The sequence below is a fragment of the Armatimonadia bacterium genome (genome assembly GCA_039679385.1).
In the GTDB taxonomy this organism is placed as follows: Bacteria; Armatimonadota; Zipacnadia; order Zipacnadales; family JABUFB01; genus JAJFTQ01.
Genome location: JBDKVB010000128.1, coordinates 60771 through 87076 on the forward strand (window position 1 = coordinate 60771; position 26306 = coordinate 87076).

Genomic DNA, 26306 nt, shown 5'->3' on the forward strand with positions numbered 1-26306 from the left:
CCTCAGGTCTCCCTCGGCCTCACGACCGCTTCAGGTCCTGCCACGGGATGACCTTGCACCGTCGAGCCCAGTCCTCGTAGTCGCCGACCATCTCCCGCACCTTCTCCGGGCAGCGGTCTGCAAGGTCGCGCATCTCGGTCCGGTCCTCCGCCATGTCATACAGCTCCCACCTCGCCGGATACCGCGACACCAGTTTCCACCGACCCTTGCGCACGGCCTTGTTGCCTTCATGCTCCCAGCACATCACGTCATGCAGCGGTCGCTCACGCTGCTGGCCGCGCAGGAGGTGGGTCAGGCTGCGACCCTCCATGGGCTGAATCGGCTTGCCCTTGTAGGTCGTCGGGTACTCCGCGCCGCTGACATCGACGCAGGTAGCCATCACGTCCACCAGGTGACCGAACTGGTTGCGGAGGATGCCGCCGTGGTTGCGGATCACGGACGGCCAGTAGGCGATGAAGGGCGACGAGATCCCGCCTTCATGCACCCAGTGCTTGTACAACCGGAAAGGCGTGTTGCTGGCATTGGCCCAGGGCAGGCCGTAGCTAACATAGGAGTCGGCCGTGCCCGTCACAGCGCCCTTCTCGCCGCGCTCGATCCTCTCCGCACAGCCGCCGTTGTCGGCGAGGAACATCACCAGGGTGTCCTCCTCCACGCCGGCTGACCGGACCTGCGCCATGACCCTCCCGATGTTGTAGTCCATCCGGTCGATCTGGGCGGCGTAGATGGCCATGCGCAGGTCGCGCTCTTCCTTGTCCGCCACCTCAGCCCAGGGCGGAGCCTGCTCATCCCGAGGTGTCAGCGGCCACTTCGCGTCGACCAGCCCCATCTCAATCTGCCGCCGGTAACGACGCTCCCGCAGCTCATCCCAGCCGCACAGGTACTTGCCGCGGTACCGCGCGATGTCCTCGGGCCAGGCGTGCAGCGGCCAGTGCGGCGACGTGAAGGCCAGGTACAGGAAGAACGGGTTTTCCTTCGCCGCGTACTCCTGCACATACTGGCAGGCTGCCTCACCGAAAGCGTCGGTGATGTAGAAGCCGGAACTGTCAGGGGTATACGGCTGGTCATCCCGCGCAAAGGTGCGGCCCGTCTCGAGTCGGAAGTAGTTGGAGGCCCCGCTGATCAGGCCGAAGTAACGCTCGAAGCCCCGGTCCACGGGCCAGTGCGGACGCTGCTCACCCACATGCCACTTCCCGCTCATGAGCGTGTGGTAGCCCGCCTCCCGCAGTACCTCGGCAAGGGTCACGCAGCGATCATTGAGAAAGCCCCGGTAGCCCGGAACCTTGTAGTCGCCCACCATGTGACCGACGCCTGCCTGGTGAGGGTGCAGGCCGGTGAGCAGCGACGCCCGGGTCGGACAGCAACGGGCATAGCTGTAGAACTGGGTGAAGCGCACGCCTTTTGCGGCAAGGGAATCCAGGTTGGGTGTGGAAATCTCAGAGCCGTAACAGCCGATGTCGGAGAACCCCATGTCATCGGCCATGATGAGGACGATATTGGGCGGCTTCCTGCTACCCGCAGCGGCCTGTGCGAAGTCCGGCAGAAGCCCGGTGCTTCCGAGGAGCCCGGCAACGCCCAGTCCGGTGGAGCTGAGGAAATGCCGACGGGTCATGGTCCCTTCCTCCCTCCGACAGCTTGCCCAACGGAGCTCCTCTTCGACGGTTCACAACCGTATCCCTTCCAGGGAGACCAAGGCCCTGTGCGCCTCTTTCAACAGCCCTCCTCCGGGGCACCGCACCTTGTGGAGTGACCGAAGCATGGCCCGATCACTTGCCCTTGCGCTGACCCTCCTTGCCCTCCTTCTCTCCTTGGTCCCTGCCTGCGCGGAGGAGCTTGACCAGCTCTACAGCCGGGGCGCCACCTGGCAAGACTCCCTGCAGGCGGCGCTGCAGAAGCTCGCCGACTTCGAGCGCCAGGAGCTTCTCCGTGCGGGTTCGGCCCGGCAGGAGGGAGAGGTCACCCTCGGTCCCTGGTACGCCATCGGCTCCTTCAGCAACGAGCGCGGCGAGGGTTTCGCCCGTGCCTATCCGCCCGAGACCGCCCTTGCGCTGGATGCCACCTACCCGGCGATGAACAACACACAGGCCAAGTGGCGGCTCATGCCCTTCCCGGACGAGCAGGTCATCGACCTGCGTCCTCACTTTGCCGTCGCCGAGGCCGCAATCTGCTACCTGTACCGCAAGCTCACGGTGCCAAGAGCGCTGACCATCACAGGCTACTTCGGCAGCGACGACGGCCTCGCAGTCTGGCTCAACGGGGAGAAGCTCATCTCGCAGGACGTGCCCCGAGGTCCGGGTGCCGACCAGGACAAGGCCGAGTTGAAGCTCAAGCCCGGCGACAACCATCTGCTGCTCAAGATCGTCAACCGCACCGGCGGCTGGGGTTACTACTTCGCTCTGCGTCCAGGCCGGGGCAGCGCTTCCTCCGATCCAACCCATGTGGCGCGGGTGAGCCGCCTCTGGGCGAAGGTCCGGGCCGACTTCACCTCCGCCGACGACAAGCGCACGATGAAGAGCGAGACGGATGATGAGATCTGGCCCATCGAGGGCGACTTCTCTTCCGCCTCCTTGAGCGCCCGCTATCGTTCGGCCCAGGGCCATCATCTCCAGGAGGCTGCCGAGACCCTGACCGGCCTCGAGGCTGACCTGGGCTCCGAAGCCACGACAGCCGAGCGCCGTCGCTATGAAAGCGCCCAGTCCACTCCGACCGCCCTGGAGGGCTGGCGAGCCTCCTACCACAACTCCCTGGCCCTCGGCGAACTCCTCTCGGGCATGGCTCGGCTGGTGAGCTGTCGCCTGGCCCTCGACGACCTCTCCGCAACTTACGGTGCCCGCTACTCCGGAGCCGCCGACTTCCGCACACGTCTTGACGCTCTGCGCACCCGTGGCAGAGAACTCCCGGCCGCACAGTCGACCTCTGCTGCAGACGTGGCCACCTGGAGCGACCAGATCAGCGGGCTCCAGCGCGAGGCCCTCCTCGAGGCCAATCCGCTTCTCGACTTCGGCAAGCTCCTGTTCCTTACTCGCCGTCCGGGGGGCGGTGCACCGGGCCTGCCGCAGAACTGGCAGGGCAATTCCAGCCTGCGGCGCACCGGCTGGGATACCTCGATCCAGGTGCTTTCCCCTGTCCGGCCCGACGGCGCCATCACCACCCTCTTCCACTCCACCAGTCGCTTCGTGGGCGACCTTTGCCTGTCCTTCGATGCGACCCGGATGCTCTTCTCCATGCCCGCCGAGACCAAGCGCGACACCTACCAACTCTGGGAGATCGGCGTCGACGGGCAGAACCTGCGCATGGTCACCGCCGATTCCGCCGATGACTACGACAACTACACCGGCTGCTACCTGCCCAATGGACAGATCATGTTCTGTTCGAGTCGCTGCTACCAGGCGGTCCCCTGCACCGGTGGCGACCACGTCGCCCTGATGTACCTGATGGACGCCGACGGGCGCAACGTGCGGCAACTGACCTTCGACCAGGACCACAGCTGGTATCCGATGGTGCTCAAGGACGGGCGTGTCGTCTACACCCGCTGGGAGTACAACGACACCCCGCACTACTTCAGCCGCATCCTCTTCACCATGAACCCGGACGGGACGCGGCAGCAGGCCCTCTACGGCACCAACTCGTGGTATCCCAACACCATGATGTACGCGCGGCCGGTGCCGGGCAGCAACAGCAAGATCGTCTGCATCGTCTCGGGGCACCACGGTAACCCCCGCATGGGTGAGGTGACGCTCCTCGACACCGCGGTAGGGGAGAGGGAGGCCGACGGCGTCCTCCAGGTACTCCCGCATCGCCACCGCAAGCCGAGTGCACCCATCGTCGACCAGTATGCCACGGGCACCTGGCCGCAGTTCGTCCATCCCTGGGCGCTCTCAGACAAGTACTTCCTCGTCTCCTGCAAGCCCGGGCCTTCAGACCCCTGGGGCATCTACCTGGTGGACGTCTTCGACAACCTCGTGCCGGTCCTCATCCAGCCGGACGCGGCGAGCATGGAACCGATCCCGCTGCGTCCGCAGGTGACGCCGCCGGTCATCCAGCCCTCGGTCAACTACGCGCGCGAGGATGCGACCGTCTTCATGTTCGACGTCTACCGTGGACGGGGGATGGAAGGGGTGCCGCGGGGCACTGTCACCGCCCTGCGAATCGCGGAGCCGGTCTACCGCTACTGGGGCAATGGCCAGACCCATACCGCCGCCATCGACGGCGGCTGGGACGTGAAGAAGATCTGGGGCACGGTGCCGGTCGAGGCGGACGGGTCAGCGTACTTCAAGGTCCCTGCGAACACGCCCCTCTTCGTGCAGCCGGTCAGTCGCGAGGGTATGGCCCAGCAGCAGATGCGCAGTTGGTTCACTGCCATGCCCGGCGAGGTCCTCTCCTGCGTCGGCTGCCACGAGAACCGGCGCGACGTGAGTGCCTCCGGGCAGCGACCTCTGGCGCAGCGTCGGCCGGCCTCCGAGATCAAGCCCTGGTATGGCGAGCCGCGAGGCTTTTCTTTCGTGCGCGAGGTCCAGCCCGTGCTCGACCGCAACTGCCTCTCCTGCCACAGCGGCGGCAAGATCGACCTGCGCAGCCTCCCGGCGCCGCCTCAGAACCGTGCACCGACCGCCTGGACGCAGGCCTACGTCACCCTCCATCCCTACGTGCGGCGGCCCGGCAATGAGTCCGATATCCGCCTCCTGGGTCCCCGGGAGTTCGAAGCCAACACAAGCCCGCTGGTGCAGATGCTCAAGAAGGGGCACATGGGGGTGAAGCTCTCGGAGGAGGACTGGGACCGGCTCATTACCTGGATCGACCTCAACGTTCCCTTCGCCGGTGAGTGGACGGAAGCCGAGCCGAAGCCCCCGCCGCAGCTTGTGAAGCGTCGTGAGGAAATCCGCGCCGAGGACGCCGCGGTCCGGGCAACGCTGGCCCAGGGAGGACACTGATGGGCGACCTCCGCATCTCCTGTGGTTGCCGCTGCCTGGCTCTGCGAGGCACCTGTCTCCTCGGCCTCCTGCTCGCCGGAGCAGTGACCTGCCTGCCGGTGTTGGCCGAGAACCCCTGGCCGATGAATGCCGACCAGGCCCAGACGCTCCAGCAGGAAGCCGCTCACCAGCTCGCGAGCGGCACCGAGAAGGCCCTGGAGCTGGCCCCCGGAATCACCCTCACTCTCGTCCTCGTCCCCACAGGGCAGTTCACGATGGGGGCACCCGACGGCGAGTCACCTCTCGATCCTGACGAGGGGCCACAGAGTCAGGTCCGCATCACAAAGCCCTTCTGGATGGCCAGGTGCGAGGTCACGAACCAGCTCTATCGCCTATTCGACCCCGCCCATGACAGCCGCACCATCGACACGAACTGGAAGGACCGAGTCGGGCCGGGAATCGGCGCCAACGCCGATCAGCAGCCGGTGATCCGCATCTCCTGGTACGAGGCGATGAGCTTCTGCCGCTGGCTTTCAGAGCGAACCGGGTTGGCCTTCCGGCTTCCCACGGAGCCGGAGTGGGAATGGGCCTGCCGGGCCGGAACCGCCTCGCCGTGGCAGTGCAGCGCCGACGACCTGTTCCGCTATGCCAACTACGCCGACAGCAGTGTGGCGTCCGTGAAGCCCTGGGCCTTGCGCGATGCCGCGCACAATGATGGGGAGCGTGTCTCGGCGGCGGTGGGCAAGTATCTGCCCAATGCCTGGGGGTTGTGCGATCTGCACGGGAATGTCGCAGAGTGGTGCAGCAGCTTGTACCGGCCCTATCCCTACACAGCCTCCGCCGAAACGACCGACCCGCAGATCACCGATGCCTCGCAGGCTCCGGTCGATCCGGGGGCGAGAGTGGTTCGCGGAGGCTCCTGGGATGATCGGCCGCTGCGGGCGCGCTCAGCCGCTCGGCAGAGCTACCAGCCGGACTTGCGGGTCTACAACGTCGGCTTCCGCGTGGTCTGTGCCGCGCTGCCCGGCAAGTAGGAGCGCGACCAGGCTGGCTGGCGGCAGTGAGTGCGGGCGTCACCGCTACCCTTGCACGAGCGCCTCGATCTGGTCGACACTCAGCCGGTTCACGGCAGCGCCGGAGCCACCGGCAATCCGGGCGCCTGCGGCGTTGCCCCACTGCAAGCACTCCCGCGGGCTCTTGCCGGCCAGCATCGCGGTCAGGAATCCCGCGTTGAAGGCGTCACCGCAGCAGGTCGTATCCACCACGGAAATGCTGTAGCCCGGTGCGAAGTGCTCGCCCTTTGCGTCGACCAGCAGCGACCCTTCAGCCCCGAGCTTCATCGCAATCGCCGCTCCGGACTCCGACAGCTTCCGAGCCGCCGCTCGGGGATCCTCGGTCCTCGCGATGGCCGGTCCCTCGACCTCGTTAGGGACGAACACGCTTGCGTAGCGCAGAGCCTCCTGGATCCCGCCGTCCCACTCCTCGAAGGGGTCATAGCCGGTGTCCAGCGACGTCGACAGTCCCAGTTCCTGTGCCCGCGCCAGCACCCTGGGCACGTCCGGCCGCAGCTTCTGCTGCATGAAATAGCTGCCGATGTGCACGTGCCGCGCCTGCCGCAGCAGGTCGTCCTCCGCATCGGCCGCCGTCAGGGAGTCGATCGTGCCCAGATAGGTCACGAAAGCCCGGTCCCTGGCTCCGGACAGCGACACGGTGATGCCCGTCCGCAGCTCGGGGTCACGCACGATCAGCTCCGTCGAGACGCCGATCTTCTCGAGTTCCGCGAGCAGGAAGTCGCCGAAGTCGTCCTTGCCGACCCGTGCCCGGAGTGCCACCTTCATCCCCAGGCGCGAGGCGAAGATCGCCACGTTGGCCGTCGAACCGCCCACGTGCATCCCGACCGCGTCCGCCAGCACCTCCTCGCCGAAGTTCGGGAGTCGGTCCACGCCCGAGAGGATGAGGTCAACGTTCACTTCGCCAAGGCACAGGATGTCGTAAGCCATGAAAGTAGGGTATCCGTTGCAATTGGTCTCAGACCCGCGCAAGCGGGTGCAGTCTGTCTGGGGACGCCCTGGGCGGCCCTCTGCTTCAGCATACGGGCCAGCGGGCGTTACTGGGGACTTCCCAGAGGCGTCCTCGTGACGTTCAGGCTCAGGGGTTCTCCGACGCTCGTGGTCTTGTGCAGCCAGGCCTTCAGGTCGGGAATCGGCTTCAGGGAGAACTGCAGTCCGGGTGCGCCGCCTTCGGGTTCAGCACGTCCGGCGACTCGAACAGCCACACCCGACATGGCCCCGACGCTGACCGCCTCCACCACTGTCTCCGCCTTCGAGGGCAGGACTCGCCGCACCTCGAACTCACCCTTGACAGTGTTCCACACCGGTTCCTTGACTGCGCCGTTCTTTTCCAGGTACAGCTTCGTGGCGATCCACATCTTCTGGCCCACGGCGGCCTTGGTACCCTTCGGGAAGCGGGCGCTGACGGCGATCTCCTCCAGGCCAAGCCTCGCCCGGCGGATCTGTCCTTCGACGCCTGATTGCCGCCAGTAGACGAAGGCTCCTCCGTCCGGAGAGCAGGTCATCCCGCAGGGCGCACCGGCCTCCAGACCGGCGTTCTCCAGGGCGCTTCCCGGCACCTGCCGCTGCTCGAGGTCTGCCATCGAGACCGACCACAGCGCCCGGCGTCTTGCGAACAGCAGCGCACTGGCATCCGGCAGCCAACAGGCCGCGCCGGCGTCGTCAGTTACCTTCGTCGGCGGCTGCTTGCCTCGTCCACCGACCCACAGCGCCGCATTGGCGTCGAAGTAGGAGAAGAGAGCTCCGCCAGGCTTTGCACGGTCGTGGTCGGCCTCTGCGCCAAGCTCCACGGTGCGTCCTGACACCGAGAGCCGAAAGCACGTCTTCGAGTGGTCAGTCCACACTGCGATCGGGTCGCTGCCTGGCGAGGTGCGCAGGCCTGTCCATTGCCCGCCCTCGGCCTCGACCAGCGGACGCGGCGCACCAGTCTGCGCGTCGATGGCCAGCGCAAGGCAGTTGCGGGCGTTGTAGGTGAGGGTGCACAGCGTGCCCTCCACCGGCCACGCCAGATGCATCGCCGGGGTAACCTGGCGTGGGTCACCGACAAACCGCGGCTGACCTCCGCTCACCGGCACGATGGCGAGTTGTGCCCAGGTGCCGCCTGTGGTGCTCCAGTAGGCGATCTCCTGCCGCGATGGCGACAGGGCAAAGCGCGGAGTCGCAGGCCGCTCGAGCTTCACCACCGGCCCGGCAGCCGGGGCTACCGCGATCATGGGCTTCGCCGGCCACTGCTCCCAGCCGCCGACCACCACGCCGCGGTTATCCGCGAGCCACTCCACCGAGTCCGCGAGACCGTCCATCACCGCTGTGTCCGACAGAACGAGCAACTGCCGGAACTGGGCCGACGAGAGGGCATAGGCAGGAGCTGACAGGATCGCGCCGATCCCTGCAAGCACGGCTACTCGTACCACGGGCGTCCATCGCATCGTGTCCAGGAACCTCACTAGCGTCCTGTGCCGGGCCACTGCTCGACGTCGACCGGCTAGTGCAGGACGAACTTCTCTATCGCTTCGCCCACGCCTTCAGGGCCACTCTCTGCCACGTACTTCGCCGCCGCCTTCACCGGCTCCTGAGCATAGACCATCGCCACGCCGAAGCCCGACATCTGCACGAGCTCCAGGTCGTTGAGCATGTCGCCCATGCCCATGGTCTGCTCCATCGGGATGCCCAGGTGTGCGGCCAGCCACTGCAGGGCCTTGCCCTTCCCGGCCTCGGCGTTGAGGAACTCGATGTACTCGGGCATCGACCGCGTGACGAACAGGCGCTCACCGTGCTGTTGCTGCCCCTCCGACAGCACGGTCTCGGCATCCTCCGGCGGCACGCAGACGAGTATCTTCGTCGGCTCCTGACCATCAAAGCGGCGCAGATCCCCGGCCGGAACGGGCAGGACGCCCGTGCGCGACCAGTAAAGCCGCGACCACGCCGACATCCGTGTCACGTACATTATGTCGTTCAGATAGTAATGGATGTGGTACCGTCGGTCTACACAGTACTGGACGATCTGCGCTGCCAGGTCGGCCGGTACCGGTCGGCTGTAGAGGGGCTCCGAGTCGCCGGGCCTGCGGATCAGTGCGCCGTTGTAGGAGATGATCGGCACGCCTTCGAGCCCCAGACGCTCCACGAACTGCTCGGCGGAGCTGTGAGGACGACCTGTGGCGATGGCGACCGTCACGCCCTGGGCGGTTGCGGCCCTGATGGCATCGATGTTGCGTTGGGAGACCTCGTGGGCATTGAGTACCAGGGTTCCGTCGAGGTCGATCCCGATCAAACGGATGTCGGGCAAGGGATATCACCTGCTAAGTCGAATAGGGCCACGATACACGAGGGTCTTTCGAGTGCCCCGCGGAAAGGGCAGACGGATTACTGTCGGCCCATTATAGCAGACGACCCCACTTGCGTGAACTCGCCGGCGGCCTGCGCCGAGAGCGGATCCCACTCAGGAGGAGACCATGCCTCGCAGTCATCCCAATATCGTCTTCGTCTTCGCCGACCAGATGCGCGCCTGTGATGCCGGATTCATGGGCAACCCGCAGGTTCACACCCCGAACATGGACCGGCTCGCGGCCGAGGGCGTGACCTTTACCCATGCGGTCTCCGCCTGTCCTGTGTGTACGCCCTATCGCGCTGCGCTGCTCACCGGCCGACACAACCTGAGCAATGGCATGGTGCTCAACGACGTGCGTCTCCCGGTCACGGAGCGGTCGATCGCACACGTCCTCAACGAGGCGGGCTATGACACCGCCTACATCGGCAAGTGGCACCTCGATGGGCCTCATCGCTCGGCCTTCACACCGCCGGGACCGCGTCGGCAGGGGTTCGGCTACTGGGCCGTCTCCAACTGCTGCCACAACTACATGCACTCCTTCTACTACCGTGACGACCCGGAGCCAATCTGGATCGAGGGCTACGATGCCGACCATTTCACCGACCTCACCGTCGACTACGTGCGCAGCCACCAGGAGCAGCCCTTCTGCGTGTTCCTGTCCTTCGGACCGCCGCATGACCCGTGCTTGCTGATGCCCGATTCGTACCATGTGCACAACCCGGCCGACATCAAGCTTCGCCCGAACGTAAAGAACTGCGATCCGCGGGAGGAAATCGCGGGCTACTACTCGCATATAGCAGCCCTCGACCGCAACCTGGGTCGGATCATGGCCGCCGTAGACGAGTCGGGCCTCGCCGACGACACCATCGTCGTCTTCACCTCCGACCATGGCGACATGCTGGGCAGTCAGGGGATGCACCGCAAACAGAAGCCCTGGGACGAGAGTATCATGGTGCCCTATGCCATGCGTTGGCCCGGGCATTCCCCTGCCGGGAAGCGCACGGACTCACTGCTGAATGTGCCCGACCTGATGCCGACGCTGCTGGATCTGGCGCAGGTGCCGATCCCGGAGACCGTCGAGGGAGAGAGCCTGGCTCAGGCGGCCCTGACCGGCGAACACTGCGGGCCCGAGTCCGCCTTCATCTACAACCTCTGCCCCTTCATCGAGCCGATTCCGGAGTGGCGTGGTGTGCGGACCGTGCGCTATACCTATGTCAAGACGCTGGAGGGTCCCTGGCTGCTATACGACAACGAGGCCGACCCCTACCAGCTCAAGAACCTGGTCAACTCGCCCGAAGTCGCCGGGGTGCAGGCACACCTGGAGGACGAGCTCCAGGGTTGGCTGCGCAGGACCGGAGACGATTTCCGCCCCCGAGACGAGTACTGGCGGCGCTTCGGGTATACGGTGGATGACAAGTTCCAGTACCCCATGGAAGGCAGGCAGTTCGGGCTCGTGCCCGAGCCATGACTCGTCGGCCCTTAGGCCGAGAAGGATGTCGTCTGGAGCTAACGCATGGACCAACGCAAGCCTCTACCACCACAACAAGTCGCCCATGCGCTGCGCCACTTCATCCTGTGTGGCGTCCTGTGGGCTGTCTATGGGCCAAATGCCACTCCGGCCGGTTCGATCTTCTCCGGCTTCGGCCTGCATATCGGCCTCAGTGATGCCCAGATCGCCTTCCTTGTCAGCCTCTCCTCGCTGGCCGGCACCTCGCAACTGGTCACCTTCTACCTGACCCGGGCGATCCGCAACAAGCGCCTGTTCATGGTCTTGGTCGGCCAGTTGGAGATCACCTCGGCCAGCGCCATCGTCCTGACCGGGCTCCTGGCGACGCAGTTCCGCTTCGGCGCTGTGGCCGTCCTCTTGGTGACCGCCTACCTGATCGGCCACACCGTCAACCCGCACTTCAGCTCATGGCTCAGCAACGTGATCCCCGAGAACGTCCGGGCGCCCTACATCGGCCGGCGGATGTTCGCGATCACGGTCTCGAGCATGATCTGGCTGTATGTCGCCAGTGAGGGCGTTGACCTTCTCCCGAAGCCCTCTGGCTTCTACCTGGCCTTTGCCGTTGGCTGGGTGGCCGGTCTCCTGGGCTACTGGCTCCTCCTTGTCACCCCCTATCCGGCCACTGAACCATCGGCTGGGGCGAGCTTCGGCAAGAGCCTGCTCGAGCCCATGCGAAACCGCGACTTTCGGCTTCTGGCCCTGTTCCTGTGTACGTGGAACGTGGCACTCTCCATGGCCGGGGCGCTCAGCGGCGTGTACATGATCAAGTACCTGGGCCTGTCGTACAGCCGCATCGCCATCTACACCAACATCACCCTGGCGCTGATGATGGCCGGGTACCTCGGTACCGGTGCCCTTGCTCAGCGCTACGGGTCCAAGCCTCTTACGCAGATCGCCATTGTGCCGGGTCTGGTCGTGCCGGCGTTGTGGGCGATCATGGACAAGAGCAACTGCGGGCTGTTGCTGCCCATCGCCTGCATGCTCGGCGGCCTCTCGGTCTCAGCGATCAACGTGGCGCTCGGGAGCCTGCTGTACAAGATCGTCCCCTCGGGCGTCGAGAACAGCGCTTACTTCGCCAACTGGACGGGGCTGGCGGCCCTTGCCGCAGCCATCGGTCCCTTCCTGGCCGGCACCTTGCGCAATGTGCTGCCTCCCGAGGTGGTCCTGCTGGGCTGGCAGTTCAACACCCTCCAGGCCATCTTCGCGGCAAGTGGTGTGCTCTACCTATTCCCACTGGTTCTGTCGGCTTTCATTGTCGAGGCCGCGGCTGCCTCGCCCCGGTATGTGCTTGGGCAGTTCCGCGGCAACCTGTTGGGCCTGGCCTTCAGCTTTGCCCTCTACAGTGTGGCCCGCGACAACGAGGCTCGTGCCGAAGCTCTGCGGCGTCTGGGGAGGACCAAATCGCCTTTGGCCCTGACACCACTTGTCAGGGGCTTACGCCATGTGAGCCATGAAGTGCGCAGTGAAGCAGCGAAGGGATTGGGGGAGGGCCAGTTCGCCGAAGCCGTCGAGCCGCTCGTCGAAGCGCTCGAGGATAAGCGCTCGGACATCCGTCCCGAAGCGGCCGAAGCGCTGGGCAAGATCGGTCACCGGGCAGTCGCCGGGCCGCTGCTCAAGGCCCTGGAGGACGACGACCCACGGGTGCGCATGAGTGCAGCACTGGCGCTGGGGGATGTCGGCGGTCAGGATGCCCAGGACGCGCTGCTGCAGGCCTTGCGAGAGAACGTCGATCCGGCGCTGTTCCCGACGCTGGTGGAGGCTGCGTCACACCGTCCAGACCTGCGTATCGTCGAGCCCGTCATGGCCGGACTGCCGCAGGTCTCGCTGCCCGTTATCCGGATGCAGGTCATCAACGGCGTCTGTCGCGTCCTCGGCGAGAAGAACCACTTCTACCGCCTGGCCACCGCCGATGCCCTTGAGCGTGCCGGTCTCAGCGAGCCGATGATGCAGCGCGTCCTTCGGCTGCTGACCCGGGCGGCCACGCTGCGGAAGGACTGGGAGGCCCTGCCCGAGCCGGCGAAGCAGGCTGTGGAAGCCCTGGCCGGCGACAACCTGGAGGCCTTCACCCAGCACACCCGCCAGATCGCCGAGAAGGTGCTGGCGGTGCCCGATGCTCCGCCGCTCGCCGCTCATGCAGCCCTGGCGATCTGTAGCTACCTGGACAGCATGCCCGAGAGCTTGGCAGCCGACGAGGGCGTCGTATTCCCCATCATTGCCATGACCGCCCTGGGACGCTCTCTATCCGGCCGTCACCCTCAGGACCATCCGGAGAGTCAGGAAGCCCCGCGGTAGGATACCCGCGGGGCTGTCGAGTAGAGCGACATCAGGCGTCCCTGGCCTAGAGCGTGCCGGGTGTCCGCAGCCACTCCCGCCGAGCACGAGCCAGAACGATGGTCTCGTAGGGATGCTTGCTTCCGCGCTCGTACAGGCAGCCGACGGAGCCGTCCGGCAGCAGCCCAAGGCAGGAGTAGGCCGCCGGCCCGGCAAACAGAAGTCGTGCTGCAGGCCAGGTTCGGCCCTCGTCCTCGCTCGTCTTCACGGTCATCCACTGCCGGTTGGTCCCGGCCGGGTTGGAGAACAGCAGAACCCGTCGCGCCGCCTCCTGCGGGTCCGGCAAGGCAATTAGACTCGCCTGACAGACCGGCTCCACCAGGGCTGGGTCGTGCTCAATCCTGGACCAGGTCAGGCCGCCGTCCGCGCTGGTAGCAATCGCCCGCAGCTTGCTGTCCGAGCCCGTTCCGTTGCGCATGTTCATCAACAGCCTGCCGTCGGCCAGCTCCGCGACCTGGCACTCATTGACGCGTTCGCCGACCACCCCGCCCAGCTTCCAGGACTCCCCATGATCGTCGCTGTAGATCACGTGTGACTGGTGCGCCTTCGTCCCCGCAACGACGTTGTCACAGGGGATCACCAGACGGCCGGAGCGAAGCTGGATGCCCACTCCCGGGCCGGTGGCATACCAGGTCCAGTCGGGGGCCTTGGTGGTCTGCGTGATCTCCTGCGGCCTGGCCCACGTGACACCATCGTCTGCGCTGTGGGTCACCCAGACCGTACGGGTGCCCTCACTGGTACCGTCAATGATGGCGCTCTCGCGGTCCTGGCCGAGGTTGTGGGTGAGCAGCAGCCAGAGCGTCCCCGTGTCGCGATCCACCACCGGGCACGGGTTCCCGCAGGTGTGCGGCCCATCATCCCACAGCACCTCCAGAGGCCCGAAGGTCTTGCCCCCGTCAGTGCTGCGCTTCATCACCAGGTCGATGTCGCCGGTATCCGAACTGCTCCCCTTGCGCCCTTCACAGAAGGCCAGCACGGTACCTCGCGGGGTCACCAGCAGTGAAGGGATTCGGAAGGTATGGTAACCCGCTTCTCCCGCACGGAAGACTACCTCCTGGGCGGGCAACTCGGCCGCCCTCTCGTCCACTTCCCGTAGGGTGAAGCGCACGCTGACCACCGACTGCTTCTCGCCCGGGCTCAGCACAGCATAGGTCGTCGCGACGAAGGTGTCGTCCGGCAGCAGCTCGAGGCCGGGATACCCCAGGTCACCCTTTGTCGGGCTATTGAGCAGCCGAAGGCGGTACTGGCCCTCGCGACCCTTGACGATATCCTCATAGGTGCCAACCCAGGCCACGAAATCACCCCGGGTCGGGCTGCCCTCGGCCATGTCACGGAAGGCGATCACCAGCCGACCGTCGCGGGAGTACCGCGGCATATGGCGGTCGCCCGTCAACGACGCTGGAAGCTCCACCGGCGTCGACCACGTCTGGCCCTCATCGTCACTCACCATCCTCAGCGAGTTGTACCGTCGCGCGTTCTCGCGCATCAGGCACAGAAGCTGCTTGCCGTCCGGCGACCGGACCACAGCGGGCTCACAGGGGTCGGCGAAGGGCACCGCGGCGATCTGGCGCTCGTCCTCCCAGGTCAGCCCGCCGTCCTTCGAGATCGCCTGGTAGATCGTCAGTGGAGAGCGGTCCTGGCCGTCGTGCCCCCAGTGGTACACGGCGAGGTGACGCCCGCTGGCGATCGGGACGATGGTGATGGGAGCGACGATGCCATGCAGCCCGTTCGGGGCGAAGGGTGTCCAGGTCTTGCCCTTGTCCACGGAGACCGACTGCCGCAGGTCGCGGCCGCCCTCGACGACCAGCAATCGCTCCACGCCATCGGGGCCGGTCAGTCGGTGCAGGCACGGGCAGTTCGTGGCGGTCGCCCAGTTCTCGGGCACCGGCAGCCGCTCACTCCAGGTCAAGCCGCCATCGACGCTCTTCTTGAGCACCGCCGCCGGCCCGCCATGACCGAGGGGATAGGTGCACAGAATCGTCTTCCCGTCATCCAGCAGGACCGTCGTGGGGTGGCCCAGGTACTGACCGGGTATCGACTCGACGACGACCTGACGCTGCTTCTCGGCGGAGAGGTCGATGAGCGGGATCGTGAACTGGATGGGTTGCGTCCGCGGGGGCGGCGTCGGCTCGAGCGCCCCTTCGGCCTTGAACTCGCTGATCTGCATTCTGCTCCTCCAGGGACGAAAGGCGATGGTACCCACCGGGCCGGTGCTGACGGTGGTGCGGTACACCTCGTTACCGTCTATGAGAACGCGCAAGGTAGTCTTCTCGCGAAGGAACTCGAAGGTGAAGGGCTTGCCGGGCTGCACCAAAGGCGCCTTGTCGGCAGCAATCTGTGGGGTCCGCGAAAAGAGTGGGCCAGAGAGGAAGGGGACGCCCGAAGCGCCATCAAACCCGAAGTGGCTGCGGTCATCGATGCAGAAGGAGGCGGCGCTGCGGGCGAGATCATGGATCGTGAGCCGTGCCGTCACGTGGAAGTCGCCAACTCCGAGGGCCTTCCGGGCGTACAGATAGCGCTCCGTCCCCTGGCACTCAAGGAACCCGTCGCCCCGGATCCACCCCGAACCGACGGTTCGGGCCAGGACCGGGACACCCTCCCTGACGAAGTACGCGGGCTCGGCAGCGACCTGTGCCGACAGCGACAGTATCGGCCACAGAGCAGGCAGCAAACTCAGGAAAGGGCTCATGGCAGGGGTGTTCGTCGGTCTCGGAACGCAGACCTGCCGGGGCGTCGGCTCGGCGAGCCCGGTCAGCATGACAAAACGCCCCGCCGAAATCATGGCGGGGCGTTGCAGTCGGTATTGCAGGTTTCGGTGCAGCTATCGCTTGGCCGAGGCTGGGAGCGTGACGAACTCCTCGGTGAGCCGCTCCATCTCCTCATCAGAGAGCTGGGTCACCCGGCCCGCTTCGTACTCGGCATCGATGCGCTCCTTGATGGCTTGGACGCCGCTGTTCTCCTTGCCGATGCGCTCCGTGCCGGTGAGCCGGTAGCGGATGTTGATCCACTGGGAGATGCCGGACAGCCCCGATTTGTCGGTGACGGCCACGCCGACCGGACGATTGAGGATCGCTTCGGTGTTGAAGATGTTGTAGATCTCCTCGTCCTTGTACAGACCGTCGGCATGGATACCCGCGCGGGTTACGTTGAAGTCCGCACCCACGTAGGGCTGACTCGGCGGGATCTCCATGCCGATATCGCGGCGGAAGTAGTCGGCAATCTCGGTGATCACGGACAGGTCCATGCCGTCGGTGCCGCCGCGCAGGGCCGCATACTCGATGGCCAGCGCCTCGATGGGGGTGTTGCCGGTTCGCTCGCCGATACCCAGGCAGGTCCCGTTGGCACAGCCGCAGCCGTAGAGCCAGGCAGTAGTCGCATTGATGACGCCGCGGTAGAAATCGTTATGTCCGTGCCATTCGAGCTGCTCGGGCGGGACGCCCGCGAAGGTGTGCAGGCCGTGGATGATCCCCTTCACGCTGCGTGGCAGGGCCACGCCGGGATAGGTCACGCCGAAGCCCAGTGTATCGCACGCGCGAATCTTGATCGGCACCTTCGCCTCTTCGGAGAGCTCCATAAGCTTCTGGACGAAGGGCACCACAAAGCCGTAGAAGTCGGCACGAGTGATGTCTTCCAGGTGGCAGCGAGGCCGAATGCCCTCCTCCAGCGCCATCTTGACCACCGTCAGGTAGTCCTCCATGGCTTCACTGCGCCGCTTCTTCAGCTTGAGGAAGATGTGGTAGTCGGAGGCCGAGGTGAGGATTCCCGTCTCCTTGATCCCCATCTCGCGAACCAACTGGAAGTCCTTGCGTGAAGCCCGGATCCAGCCGGTGACCTCCGGGAAGCGGTAGCCGCGCTCCTGACACTCGTGCACGGCCTTCCGGTCACGCTCGCTGTAGACGAAGAACTCGCACTGGTGAATGATGCCGTTCGGTCCGCTCAGACGGTGGAGCAGGTCGTACAGATGGGTAATCTGCTCGGTCGTGAAGGGCGGGCGTGCCTGCTGGCCGTCCCGGAAGGTGGTGTCACTGATGCGGAGTTGCTCCGGGGGATCCATCGGCATCAGGCGATGGTTGAACACAACCTTCGGAACCGCCTCATAGGTGAAGATCTCGCGGTACAAGACGGGCTCTTCAACGTCCTGAAGCTGGTACCTATAGACCTCTTCCTCGAGGACGCGGGTTACAGGGTTGAATAACAGCATTCGATACCTCCAGATCGGCGCGCCAGGTTGGGACTCCCCAGCGCGTCCGCGGCGTTTTGCCGGTGCTGCCAGACGCTGCACACCGGTCACGCGACCTTCCCAGGCTCCGTCTCCCCCCAAGACCCTGTCTGCTTCTGTGTCTTGCTCCCCCTCTATCCTTGCGGAAGTGGCCGAATGTGTCAAGGGGGGACAGCCTGGGCTACCTTGGTTTCTGGCCTGTTGACGGTCACCCTAAGGCTGCGGTAGGATGGTCGGCGGCTGGTCCTTAGCGCATCCCTAGGAGCCCTCTCACTATGCCTTTCCCCATGACGGAACTGGGCGGAAACGCCGTCTCTCGTCTGACCATCGGCACCAACACCTTCCACGGCTTCTCACACTTCAGCCACGCCCGCAGTGAGTGGCTGAAGCGGCACTTCACCCCTGAGCGCACCTATGAGGTTCTTGAACTGTGCGCCAAGGAAGGGTTGAACCTGACCGTTGCCGCGACGCGCCCCGACTACAAGGAACTGCTGGACGAGGTCGAGCGCAACACCGGACACCACATCTACTATATTGCGACGCCCGGCGGCGCCACCCTGGAAGACCTCAAGAAGGACATCGACCGCTGCGCCGATATCGGGGCGGAGTACTGCTGGCCGCACACCAGTTGGACGGACTCTCACCTGCTGACCTCCGAGAACCGAATCGTGGACGGGCCGGAGATTCTCGAGTACATCCGCAAGCGCGGGATGATCCCCGGCTGGAGCACCCATCGGCCCGAGACCGTGGTCGTCTCCGACCGCAACGCGTACGATTGCGCCGGCTATATCCAGATCTTCAACTCGATCGGTTTCCTGTGTCAGGTCGAGACGGACTGGATGCGCAACATCATCCGCAACACCCCCAGACCCATCGTCTCCATCAAGCCCCTGGCCGCCGGACGGGTCATGCCGCCCACCGGCTTCGGCTTCGTCTACAGCAACCTCAAGCCCATCGATACCGTCGCCATCGGGATGATGTCGGTGGAGGAGGCGAAGGAAGACATCGCCATCGCCCGGCAGTGCATTGAGGCCGCCGCGCAGGGCCCTGAGGCACAGCTCCAGTACTCGCGCAGCAAGGCCGACCTGGTGAAGTAGGCCGGGCCAGAGGGCAACCCACGACTCCATGGCGGCGGGCTCCCTCGAGGGAGTCCGCCGTTGTCTTTGGCCTAGTCGGAAGCCTGCCACATAAGGCCGAAAGCCCCGGAATCCTTGCATCCGCGCCCACATCCTGCTACCATGCCGCAGTTGTCGCGGAGAGCGTCGCCCCTCCCGGAGTCTGGTGTGCGGGCGGCCAAGCGACATGGCGGCAGGTGTTCCCCTGCCAAAAAACCGGGCATAGGCCCCGTTCCCCTGGGAGATTCGCATATGCCAAAGATCGCCTTTATCGGAGCAGGCAGTTTCGGATTCACCCGCACGCTGGTCAAGGACATCCTGACCTTCCCGCTGATGGAGAACGCGGAACTCGCGCTGATGGACATCAACGAGGAGCGCCTCACCTGCATCACCCAGGCTGTTGAGCGAATCGTCAAGGAGGGCGGCTACCCGGCTACGGTCAGCCCGACCACGGACCGGCGCGAGGCCCTCAAGGATGCCGACGCCGTCATCATCACCATCCTGGCCGGCGGCGTGCAGGTTTGGCGGCACGACATCGAGATCCCCGCCAAGTACGGGGTCGACATGAACGTGGGAGACACTCGCAGCGTGGCCGGCGTGTTCCGGGCCTTGCGCACCATCCCCGTCATGCTGGATATCTGCCGCGACATCGAGGAGCTCTGCCCGAAGGCGGTCGTGCTCAACTACACGAACCCGATGGCGATGCTGTGCCGCGCGATGCAGAGCGCGACCACCACGAACTTCACCGGTCTGTGCCACAGCGTTCAGGGCACTGCCCAGATGATCGCCAACTGGATCGGCGCCCCGATGAGCGAGATCCACTATGTCTGCGCCGGCATCAACCACCTGTCCTGGTTCGTCAAGTACCTGTGGAACGGCGAGGACGCGTACCCGCTGCTGCGCAAGGCCATGAAGAAGAAGGCCGTCTACAACCACGAGCAGGTGCGCAACGAGATGTTCCTGGCTCTGGGCTACTACGTCACCGAGTCCAGCGGCCACAACTCTGAGTACAACTGGTGGTTCCGCAAGCGCGCCGACATCATGGACAAGTACTGCAAGAGCGGCACCGGCTGGAACCCCGGCGAGCACGCCTACATCCTCAAGAGCTACCTCGACCGCGAGAAGAACTGGAAGAGAGACATCACCAAGTGGCTGGAGAACCCTGCGCCGCTCAATCTCTCGCGTGGTCATGAGTACGCCGCCCACATCATCAGCGCCTGGCTCGGCGGCGATCCCTACCGCTTCAACGGCAACGTTCCGAACACGGCCGTCGTGACCAACCTGCCGGAGAACTGCTGCGTCGAGGTCCCGGTCTTCGCTACCCGCGGTGCGCTGCAGACCGTCCATGTTGGCGACCTGCCCGCGCAGGTGCAGCCGCTGACCGCGATCAGTGTGGCCGTGGAAGAGATGGCCGTCGAGGCCGCCCTGAAGGGCGATCCCGAGCTCGTCTACCAGGCCCTCTGCTACGACCCGCTGTGCGCTGCGGTGCTGTCCCTGGCCGAGATCAAGGACATGACCAAGAAGATGCTCAAGAAGAACCAGGCCTACCTGCCGCAGTTCGAGAGCGTCAGCTTCTAGGCGTCGTACCGCAAACAAGAGAACCGAAAAGGGGACAGGGCCTGCTCAGGCACCTGTCCCCTTTGATTCGTAGTCTCTGGCTGCGGGGCTACACCACGACGAGATCAGCAGCCCCTGCTCACCGCAGACAAGCCAGGATGCCGTGCGGGTCACCGGCCGAGTACGTCTGGTACTCGATCCCGGCCGCTGCGAGAGCCTCCTGGGTCGTGTCATACCAGCCCGGTGTCAGTAGCTCCTCCGCGATTATGACCGTGGGTCGGTTCGCCTGCCTCGCGCAGACGATCGCGATCACTTCCTTGAGATTCCTCGTCTGCCACTCGTCGTCGCTTTCCTGTGGGATGCTCTCCGGGCGTCGCTCTGCCTCGCGGTGATGCCAGCCATGGACCTTCGAGGCGAACACGATGGCATCAATCGGGCCGACGCAGAAGCGCTCCAGCACGCGAGGTACATCGGTGCACGTCACCGCCGTGTAGACGGCATAGCCCGCCGAGCAGAGGCAGTAGGCGTGCCCGACGTTGAGCGACCTGTGGTCCGACACAACCAGAAGGCACCCCTTGAGTTCCCCTGACGGCAGGTGCTCCTCCACCGACTCCTTTCGGGCTCTGGGCATCGTCTCGCCTCCTTTCGGGCTCATGTCAGTAGGCCAAGGGCAAAGATCACGTCAACGCCTGTCTCCAAGGTTCGTCGGCAGCCGGGCGAGCACCTCCGACGCTCGGAGGTGTGCCTCAGAGGTGCAGGCACAGACCGCCGGCAGGACACTCAACCCCCCTCGGCGAAGGCTTGCGGACAAGGACTGCTCCTGAGGTCGTCAGCCTTCCGGGCACAAGTGAGGCGGACTACATGGAATGCGTACGGACCGTGGGCGTTCTATCAGTCGCACTCCTTCTGTGGGCAGCCGTAGCAGGTTGTGCCGCCGACTATGAGGTCACCGGCATCGGCGGAGCTGGAGGCATGTACACGCCGATGGCCTGTCCCAGTGACCCCGACCTCATGCTGCTATCCTGCGACATGAGCGGCGCCTACCGGTCTCTCGACGGGGGCAAGCACTGGGAGCTGATCCACTGCAGCCAGTTGAACAACTCCCTCGGCTGCTACCCGCTGTTCCTTAAGGACGCGATCCTTTGGGTCAGTGGTGGAACGCTCAAGATCAGTCGCGACAAGGCCGCCACCTGGCAGGCGGTAGTCCAGCCCTCGCCCTGGGTCGGCGGCATCAGCTACATGGCCGCCCTCGAGCCGGAGGGCCGGCCTCCGGTTCTGTTCGTGGCTGCCAAGGACGGCGTATGGCGTTCGCCGGAGGGAGGCAAGACCTGGGAGCGTGTGATCGAGGGCGACTGCCGGAACCTGCTCGCGGTCGGCTCACGGGTCTACGCCGTCTGCGTCCAGAAGACTCTCGTCAGCGCCGACCAGGGGAAGACCTGGGAGGAGATCACCGCGCCCGAACTCAAGGGCCATCAGGTCTTCGGGCTTGGAGGTAGTGCGGACAAGGACGGCAAGGTCTGCCTCTACGCCTCCGCCTGGGGAGTGGGAGTGCTCAAGTCCCTCGATGAGGGCAAGACCTGGCAGGTGCTGCTCGACAAGTACGACGACCAGAACGTGTTCATGGTGCCTGCGGGCCAGATTCAGATCGCCTACATGGCGCAGTCCGGTGGTGGATGGTGCCGGCGAATCTGGCGCACCCGCGATCAGGGCCAGACCTGGGACGAGTGCTTCTTCATGAGTGGCCCGAAGGCCAATGTGGAACTCGCCTGGGTGCAGACGCAACTGAAGTGGGGCTACTACATCACTCCCCGCGGCTTTGGCATGTGCGCCGGTGACCCCAACCTCGTGCTGGTGTCCACTCAGGGCGACCTGTACCTCTCCCGCGACGGAGGCGGCACCTGGCATCAGATCATGAACCTCCCTGTGGAGATCACGGAGGACGGCAAGCAGGTGCGGGGGTACCGCTCCAACGGCTGCGAGGTCACCACCTGCATGCGCTACCTGATCCATCCGCAGGAACCGCGGCGCAGGTACATCCTCCATGCCGACATCGGCCTGTCGCGTAGTCCCGACGGCGGGGTAACCTGGATCCCCTCTGCCACCGGGTCACCGTGGGGCAACACCTTCTACAACGTGGTGTTCGACCCCGACCTCCCGGGCCGCATGTACGCCGCAGCCAGCAGCCGTCACGACATCCCCAACTGGACGCACATCTCCCCGAACACCCCTGCGCACCAGGGCGGCGTTGTGGTCTCCGACGACTTCGGCAAGACCTGGAAGGTGCTCGGTACAGGACTTCCCAAGCTGCCCTGCACCTGGGTGTGCCTTGATCCGAGGAGTCCCGAGGGCAACCGCACTCTGTACGCGGCGATGTATGAGGGCGGAGTCTACAAGTCCACCGATGGCGGCAAGACCTGGGTGCTCAAGTCGCAGGGGCTGGGCAACCCCGGGAACCTGCACGTGTTCATGCTGCAGCTTCACCCGGTGACTGGAGAGCTGTTCTGCAGCATCACGGCGAACCGCCTTCAGGAGGGCAACCGGGCGACCTTCCCGGTGGTTGGAGGGCTGTGGAAGTCCAGCGACGGAGCGGAGACCTGGACTGACCTGACCCGCGACCTCAAGCTGCACTGGCCGAACTCCTTCGCCGTGCATCCCACTGAGCCGAACACGATCTACCTCACCGCAGCGACGATCCCTGGCGGGGCAGAAGGCGGCGTGTACAAGACCACGGATGGCGGGAGGACCTGGCAGCGTCTGATCAAGGACGAGGACTTCGCCAAGACCGGGGCTCCGGGCTACGTGCACGCGCTGTACATCAACCTGCCTCCGGAGAATCCGGACCGCCTCTATGTGGGCACGGTCAGCCACGGTCTGTGGTACAGTCCGGACGCGGGCAAGACCTGGCAGCGCTTCACCAGATTCCCCTTTGCGCCGGTCTGCAACGTCACCTTCGATCCGCAGGACCCAGGGACGATCTACGTCGGCACCTACGGAGCCGGAATCTGGCGCGGAAGCTCGATGCCCTGAGCTCCTGTGCCGGCCGCGAGACTATCCGGCTGCCGCGAGCGCTTTCTCGATCTGTGCCACGGCCTGTTGCTCCAGCTCTCGGCACTGTCTCAGGATCTCGATCTCCCGGGCACGCACCTCCGGCGTCCAGTCCTTAGTGGACTTGCCGGTCCAGGGGCCCAGGAAGACTGTACCGCCCTCGAAGGACGGCCGCAGGAGTTCCTGCTCCTTCTGGTACAGGTCGGCAGCACGCAGCAGCGCCTCTTGCGCCGGGCCTTGCAGAGCACTCGCGTGTGCCTTCAGGTAGCTCGCCGCGCAGCCACGGGCATCGAAGAGCGTCTCCGCGTTCCACCAGTTCGCGAAGAAGAGGTTGGCCTGCACCTTCTCCGACCACTTCGGCGCGAGCGAGAGGTCGTCCATCCACTGAACCAGGGCGCTGTCGCCGTACCAGTAGGCGGTTGAGGGCTCGGGGCCAAGTCTGCGGGTCCAGTTGCGGACGGCGAGATGCAGCGTGCTCAGCAGTACGTCGCGCTCCGAGGGTGGCTCTTGCCAGCCGGACAGGAACAGTAGCCACGGACCGCCGGGCTTGGCTGCGGCAAGCACCTTGGGCTTGTCTCCGCTCCAGTAGTCGTACCACAGGAACTCGGCACCGCTCTTCTGGTACCCGAAGCACACGGCGCAGTTCCAGTCGTCCGGATAACCCACGACGGGCAGGCCGGCCTTGAGGTAGGCCATGACGTCGGGAGCGAAGGCGGCCATGTCTTCGGCGGCGCTCTCACCGGGCAGCATCACGTCCGCGAGTTGCCAGCCTAGGGCGCGAGAGACGTTGTCGCGCTCCTCGGGGAACTCACCCACCGGAGTGGACGAACACCAATTGGGCTCCTGGGTCCAGTAGTACCAGCGAACCCGGAAGGCCAGCGCGGAGACGCCCATGATATCCGTCCGCGAGACCGGGTGCCTGGTGACGGCGAGAGCCGATTCCAGTGCGCCGGCGAAGGTGCAGTCGCCGGACTTCCCCCAGCCCAGAGAGCGAACCCCTGGAAGGCTCAGCGAGTCCTCCGTCGCCTTCACCTCCGAAGTGCCCAGGTCGGCCGGCGGCTGAGGGATCGCCTTGACGATGCTGCACAGCTTCATCTCCGCAACGTTCAGCGCCCAGATCCTCTCCCCGTCGGTCGTCAGGCCGCCGGTTGCAGGGCCGAAGGGCCGATCGCCCCAGTCCAGGAGCTTGCCGTCAGGTGCACTCTTGACGAGGCACCGCGACCAGTAGCCGTCCATCCACACGCCGTCCTTCATCGCTGCCCAGTGCACACCCAGTGCGGCAGCAAGGTGCGGTTCCAATCGCGGCAAGCTCATGGGGTCGGCTCCCTCCGCCAGGGGCTTCGGGTCAGCGGGATCGAGTTCCCAACCGGGGAAGAGGTAGCCTTCAGACAGCCACAGCTTGCCGCCGACCTGCACCGTGTTCGCCGGCGAGGGAGCGAAGCTGAGGTCGATCTGCGCCCTGATCTCCCCGGTCTGCGGGTCGAGCTTCACGAGACGCTTCGGTTCCGTCTGCGTGAGCGCGAGGCCGTCATCCCACCAGCCAAGGCCGGAGGCCTTGCCTTCGGGCAGCTTGAGCCTTCGGACGACGCTGCCGTCCTGAGGCGAGAGGGCAACGACCTCCCTGGTCTTGCAGTCGCGTAGCCAGAAGAGCCCGTCGCCGAAGGTCATGCCCCACCACGCGCCCTCGGGGAGCGAAACCGTCTTCCAGTCCGGCGGCAGAGCCGGGAGCTTGGCCAGAGGCTCGAGCAGGCCCCATCTGTGCAGCGCCCGAAAGACCCCGAGACTGTTCTCACCCCAGCCACCCTTGCTCTCCTGCCAGCGCAGGAGCATCGGGACCTGCTGCTGGAGGATGCGCCTCGCGAGTGGGTGGTCAACGTAGCCCGCAAGATCCGTCAGCCCCAGCGGGTCCCAGTAACTGAGGCAACCCGCGGCATTCATGTTGTCGACGACCCAGGTCAGGCCGGCGGTCAGGGCTGCGTTCACGTCCACCACTCCACGACCGTCCCAGAGCTCCTTCATCGCCATCGGCGGAGTCCAGGGGCACCCCTTCGCAATCCACTCCCGGGGGTGGTCGCAGAGCCATCTCAGAGCTGCAGTAACGCAGGGCAGCTTCGCATCGCCTGCGCGGCAGAGCGGGCCCACCCAATAGATGCGCGAATCGAGTTGCCCCTCCGGTGGCGCAGGCAGAGCGGCAATCCAGGCCACAGCGGACCGGATCTGTGGCGCGTCCGGTGGAAGGCCCAGGTCCAGCAACTCGCTCACGGCACCACTGGTCGCCGACACGTCACCTTCGGGCGGCTTGCCGAAGCTGCCGTTGGGATTGGCACCCTTGAGGACCTCGGCGATGCGGGCCTGGAGGACCGCCGCGTCACTGTCCTTGGGGGTATTGAATACAAGCCTGCGAACGAGGGCCGCCTGCAAGGACGTGTCCTCGCGGACGTACTGCATGGGGTCGTGGCGGAACCCGTAGCGGAAGCTGGGCATGGGGACACCTGCTGCACAGAGGTGTTGGGGAAGAGCCAAAACGGCCAGCACGACAGCCGTCATGAGGGACACGGTAACTTGCATATGCGACGCCTCCGCACGTGGAGGGGCTGTCCGATGGTCGCGTTGGTGCTCCTCTTTCGTCGCAGGTCGCCAGGGCCCTGCAATCCGGCAAGGCGGAGTACGCGGCGCCGGTTTTGGGGGCGAGACGACTACCGCTTCTCAGCCTTCGGCATGCTCAGCGCCGGGTCGCCGAAGAGCATGAACTTCATGCCCTGGAAGAAGATGCTGGGTGGGTACCAGTCCTTGGTGGGCTTGAGGTCTGCCAGTTTCTCTGCCCGCCAGTAGTAGGCCAGCGCATCCTTCCAGGCCATGCCGACGCAGGGGCTTCCCTCGGCAACGCTCTTCAGGAAGCCGTCCAGCAGCGACAGGGCACAGGGCTGAGCGCCGGTGTTGCAGCCAAGGTAGGCCACAGCGCCGCTGCGGGGCATGCGCAGGAGACGCTCGCCCAGGCCGGTGCTGTTGAGACGACCCGGCTGTAGTGCTGCGGGAGCAGGTGGCTCCGAGGCGAAGACCTCGCCCTTCCGTGTGCCGCGATGCAGAAGACCCAGGGCATCAAGGTAAGCGTCGTAAGGAGGTTCATTGGCGAAGTGGGCGGTGCCGCAGCCGACGGAAAAGAAGATGGCCGGAGACGCCGCTATCAGTGCCTCACGCTCCCGGGGCCCAAGGCAGCCGTCCCAGACCTC

Annotated in this window: 16 protein-coding genes; 7 read left to right on the top strand and 9 right to left on the bottom strand. The window is 65.4% G+C overall.

Going from position 1 to position 26306, the window contains the following annotated elements; genetic code table 11:
* Positions 1 to 19: 19 nt before the first annotated feature.
* On the bottom strand, positions 20 to 1609 hold the full coding sequence (locus ABFE16_14375; protein ID MEN6346482.1) for an arylsulfatase: 1590 nt from the start codon (positions 1607 to 1609) through the stop codon (positions 20 to 22).
* 145 nt (positions 1610 to 1754) lie between these two features.
* Here ABFE16_14375 and ABFE16_14380 point away from each other — a divergent pair, with 145 nt between their 5' ends.
* Both ABFE16_14380 and ABFE16_14385 read left to right on the top strand, forming a co-directional pair.
* Entirely contained in the window at positions 1755 to 4928 is a 3174-nt protein-coding gene (locus ABFE16_14380) for a hypothetical protein (protein MEN6346483.1), read from the top strand.
* The gene (locus ABFE16_14385) at positions 4928 to 5941 is read left to right on the top strand and encodes a formylglycine-generating enzyme family protein (protein ID MEN6346484.1); all 1014 of its coding nucleotides are present in this window, start codon (positions 4928 to 4930) and stop codon (positions 5939 to 5941) included. Before ABFE16_14380 ends, ABFE16_14385 begins: the two co-directional genes overlap by 1 nt.
* 45 nt (positions 5942 to 5986) lie before the next feature.
* Here the strand turns inward: ABFE16_14385 and ABFE16_14390 are convergent, their stop codons facing one another.
* The 3 genes from ABFE16_14390 to ABFE16_14400 all read right to left on the bottom strand — a co-directional run bounded on the left by ABFE16_14390 (position 5987) and on the right by ABFE16_14400 (position 9260).
* On the bottom strand, positions 5987 to 6907 hold the full coding sequence (locus ABFE16_14390; protein MEN6346485.1) for a carbohydrate kinase family protein: 921 nt from the start codon (positions 6905 to 6907) through the stop codon (positions 5987 to 5989).
* A 107-nt stretch (positions 6908 to 7014) separates the two neighbouring features.
* Positions 7015 to 8388: a hypothetical protein gene (locus ABFE16_14395; protein MEN6346486.1), complete on the bottom strand. Its 1374-nt coding sequence runs from the start codon at positions 8386 to 8388 to the stop codon at positions 7015 to 7017.
* A gap of 71 nt (positions 8389 to 8459) precedes the next feature.
* The gene (locus ABFE16_14400) at positions 8460 to 9260 is read right to left on the bottom strand and encodes a Cof-type HAD-IIB family hydrolase (protein ID MEN6346487.1); all 801 of its coding nucleotides are present in this window, start codon (positions 9258 to 9260) and stop codon (positions 8460 to 8462) included.
* Positions 9261 to 9426: 166 nt separating this feature from the next.
* Here ABFE16_14400 and ABFE16_14405 point away from each other — a divergent pair, with 166 nt between their 5' ends.
* Both ABFE16_14405 and ABFE16_14410 read left to right on the top strand, forming a co-directional pair.
* Positions 9427 to 10770: a sulfatase gene (locus tag ABFE16_14405; GenBank protein ID MEN6346488.1), complete on the top strand. Its 1344-nt coding sequence runs from the start codon at positions 9427 to 9429 to the stop codon at positions 10768 to 10770.
* Between the two features lie 45 nt (positions 10771 to 10815).
* A complete protein-coding gene (locus ABFE16_14410; protein ID MEN6346489.1) occupies positions 10816 to 13101 on the top strand; it encodes an MFS transporter in 2286 nt (761 codons plus the stop codon).
* Positions 13102 to 13147: 46 nt separating this feature from the next.
* Here ABFE16_14410 and ABFE16_14415 read toward each other — a convergent pair whose 3' ends face one another.
* The gene (locus ABFE16_14415; protein MEN6346490.1) at positions 13148 to 15829 is read right to left on the bottom strand and encodes a sialidase family protein; all 2682 of its coding nucleotides are present in this window, start codon (positions 15827 to 15829) and stop codon (positions 13148 to 13150) included.
* Positions 15830 to 15961: 132 nt separating this feature from the next.
* A complete protein-coding gene (locus ABFE16_14420) occupies positions 15962 to 17341 on the bottom strand; it encodes a 2-isopropylmalate synthase (GenBank protein ID MEN6346491.1) in 1380 nt (459 codons plus the stop codon).
* Between the two features lie 293 nt (positions 17342 to 17634).
* On the opposite strand from ABFE16_14420, the gene ABFE16_14425 reads away from it, so the two are divergent.
* Both ABFE16_14425 and melA read left to right on the top strand, forming a co-directional pair.
* Positions 17635 to 18456: a hypothetical protein gene (locus ABFE16_14425; protein MEN6346492.1), complete on the top strand. Its 822-nt coding sequence runs from the start codon at positions 17635 to 17637 to the stop codon at positions 18454 to 18456.
* Positions 18457 to 18726: 270 nt separating this feature from the next.
* A complete protein-coding gene (melA, locus tag ABFE16_14430) occupies positions 18727 to 20052 on the top strand; it encodes an alpha-galactosidase (GenBank protein ID MEN6346493.1) in 1326 nt (441 codons plus the stop codon).
* Between the two features lie 118 nt (positions 20053 to 20170).
* Here the strand turns inward: melA and ABFE16_14435 are convergent, their stop codons facing one another.
* On the bottom strand, positions 20171 to 20662 hold the full coding sequence (locus tag ABFE16_14435) for a hypothetical protein (GenBank protein MEN6346494.1): 492 nt from the start codon (positions 20660 to 20662) through the stop codon (positions 20171 to 20173).
* 230 nt (positions 20663 to 20892) lie between these two features.
* On the opposite strand from ABFE16_14435, the gene ABFE16_14440 reads away from it, so the two are divergent.
* Positions 20893 to 23058 carry a hypothetical protein gene (locus ABFE16_14440; GenBank protein MEN6346495.1) on the top strand — a complete coding sequence of 722 codons (2166 nt, stop codon included), beginning with the start codon at positions 20893 to 20895 and terminating at the stop codon, positions 23056 to 23058.
* Between the two features lie 21 nt (positions 23059 to 23079).
* Here the strand turns inward: ABFE16_14440 and ABFE16_14445 are convergent, their stop codons facing one another.
* Together ABFE16_14445 and ABFE16_14450 are read right to left on the bottom strand one after the other, a co-directional pair.
* On the bottom strand, positions 23080 to 25644 hold the full coding sequence (locus tag ABFE16_14445; GenBank protein MEN6346496.1) for a hypothetical protein: 2565 nt from the start codon (positions 25642 to 25644) through the stop codon (positions 23080 to 23082).
* A gap of 128 nt (positions 25645 to 25772) precedes the next feature.
* Positions 25773 to 26306 (bottom strand): C25 family cysteine peptidase (locus ABFE16_14450; GenBank protein MEN6346497.1); only part of this gene is annotated, 534 nt, incomplete at its 5' end.

Excerpts from the sequence above, each read along its gene's own strand:
- ABFE16_14375 (MEN6346482.1), bottom strand. The coding sequence starts at position 1,609 with ATGACCCGTCGGCATTTCCTCAGCTCCACCGGACTGGGCGTTGCCGGG.
- ABFE16_14380 (MEN6346483.1), top strand. The coding sequence starts at position 1,755 with ATGGCCCGATCACTTGCCCTTGCGCTGACCCTCCTTGCCCTCCTTCTC.
- ABFE16_14385 (MEN6346484.1), top strand. The coding sequence starts at position 4,928 with ATGGGCGACCTCCGCATCTCCTGTGGTTGCCGCTGCCTGGCTCTGCGA.
- ABFE16_14390 (MEN6346485.1), bottom strand. The coding sequence starts at position 6,907 with ATGGCTTACGACATCCTGTGCCTTGGCGAAGTGAACGTTGACCTCATC.
- ABFE16_14405 (MEN6346488.1), top strand. The coding sequence starts at position 9,427 with ATGCCTCGCAGTCATCCCAATATCGTCTTCGTCTTCGCCGACCAGATG.
- ABFE16_14410 (MEN6346489.1), top strand. The coding sequence starts at position 10,816 with ATGGACCAACGCAAGCCTCTACCACCACAACAAGTCGCCCATGCGCTG.
- ABFE16_14415 (MEN6346490.1), bottom strand. The coding sequence starts at position 15,829 with ATGAGCCCTTTCCTGAGTTTGCTGCCTGCTCTGTGGCCGATACTGTCG.
- ABFE16_14420 (MEN6346491.1), bottom strand. The coding sequence starts at position 17,341 with ATGCTGTTATTCAACCCTGTAACCCGCGTCCTCGAGGAAGAGGTCTAT.
- ABFE16_14425 (MEN6346492.1), top strand. The coding sequence starts at position 17,635 with ATGCCTTTCCCCATGACGGAACTGGGCGGAAACGCCGTCTCTCGTCTG.
- melA (MEN6346493.1), top strand. The coding sequence starts at position 18,727 with ATGCCAAAGATCGCCTTTATCGGAGCAGGCAGTTTCGGATTCACCCGC.
- ABFE16_14435 (MEN6346494.1), bottom strand. The coding sequence starts at position 20,662 with ATGCCCAGAGCCCGAAAGGAGTCGGTGGAGGAGCACCTGCCGTCAGGG.
- ABFE16_14440 (MEN6346495.1), top strand. The coding sequence starts at position 20,893 with ATGGAATGCGTACGGACCGTGGGCGTTCTATCAGTCGCACTCCTTCTG.
- ABFE16_14445 (MEN6346496.1), bottom strand. The coding sequence starts at position 25,644 with ATGCAAGTTACCGTGTCCCTCATGACGGCTGTCGTGCTGGCCGTTTTG.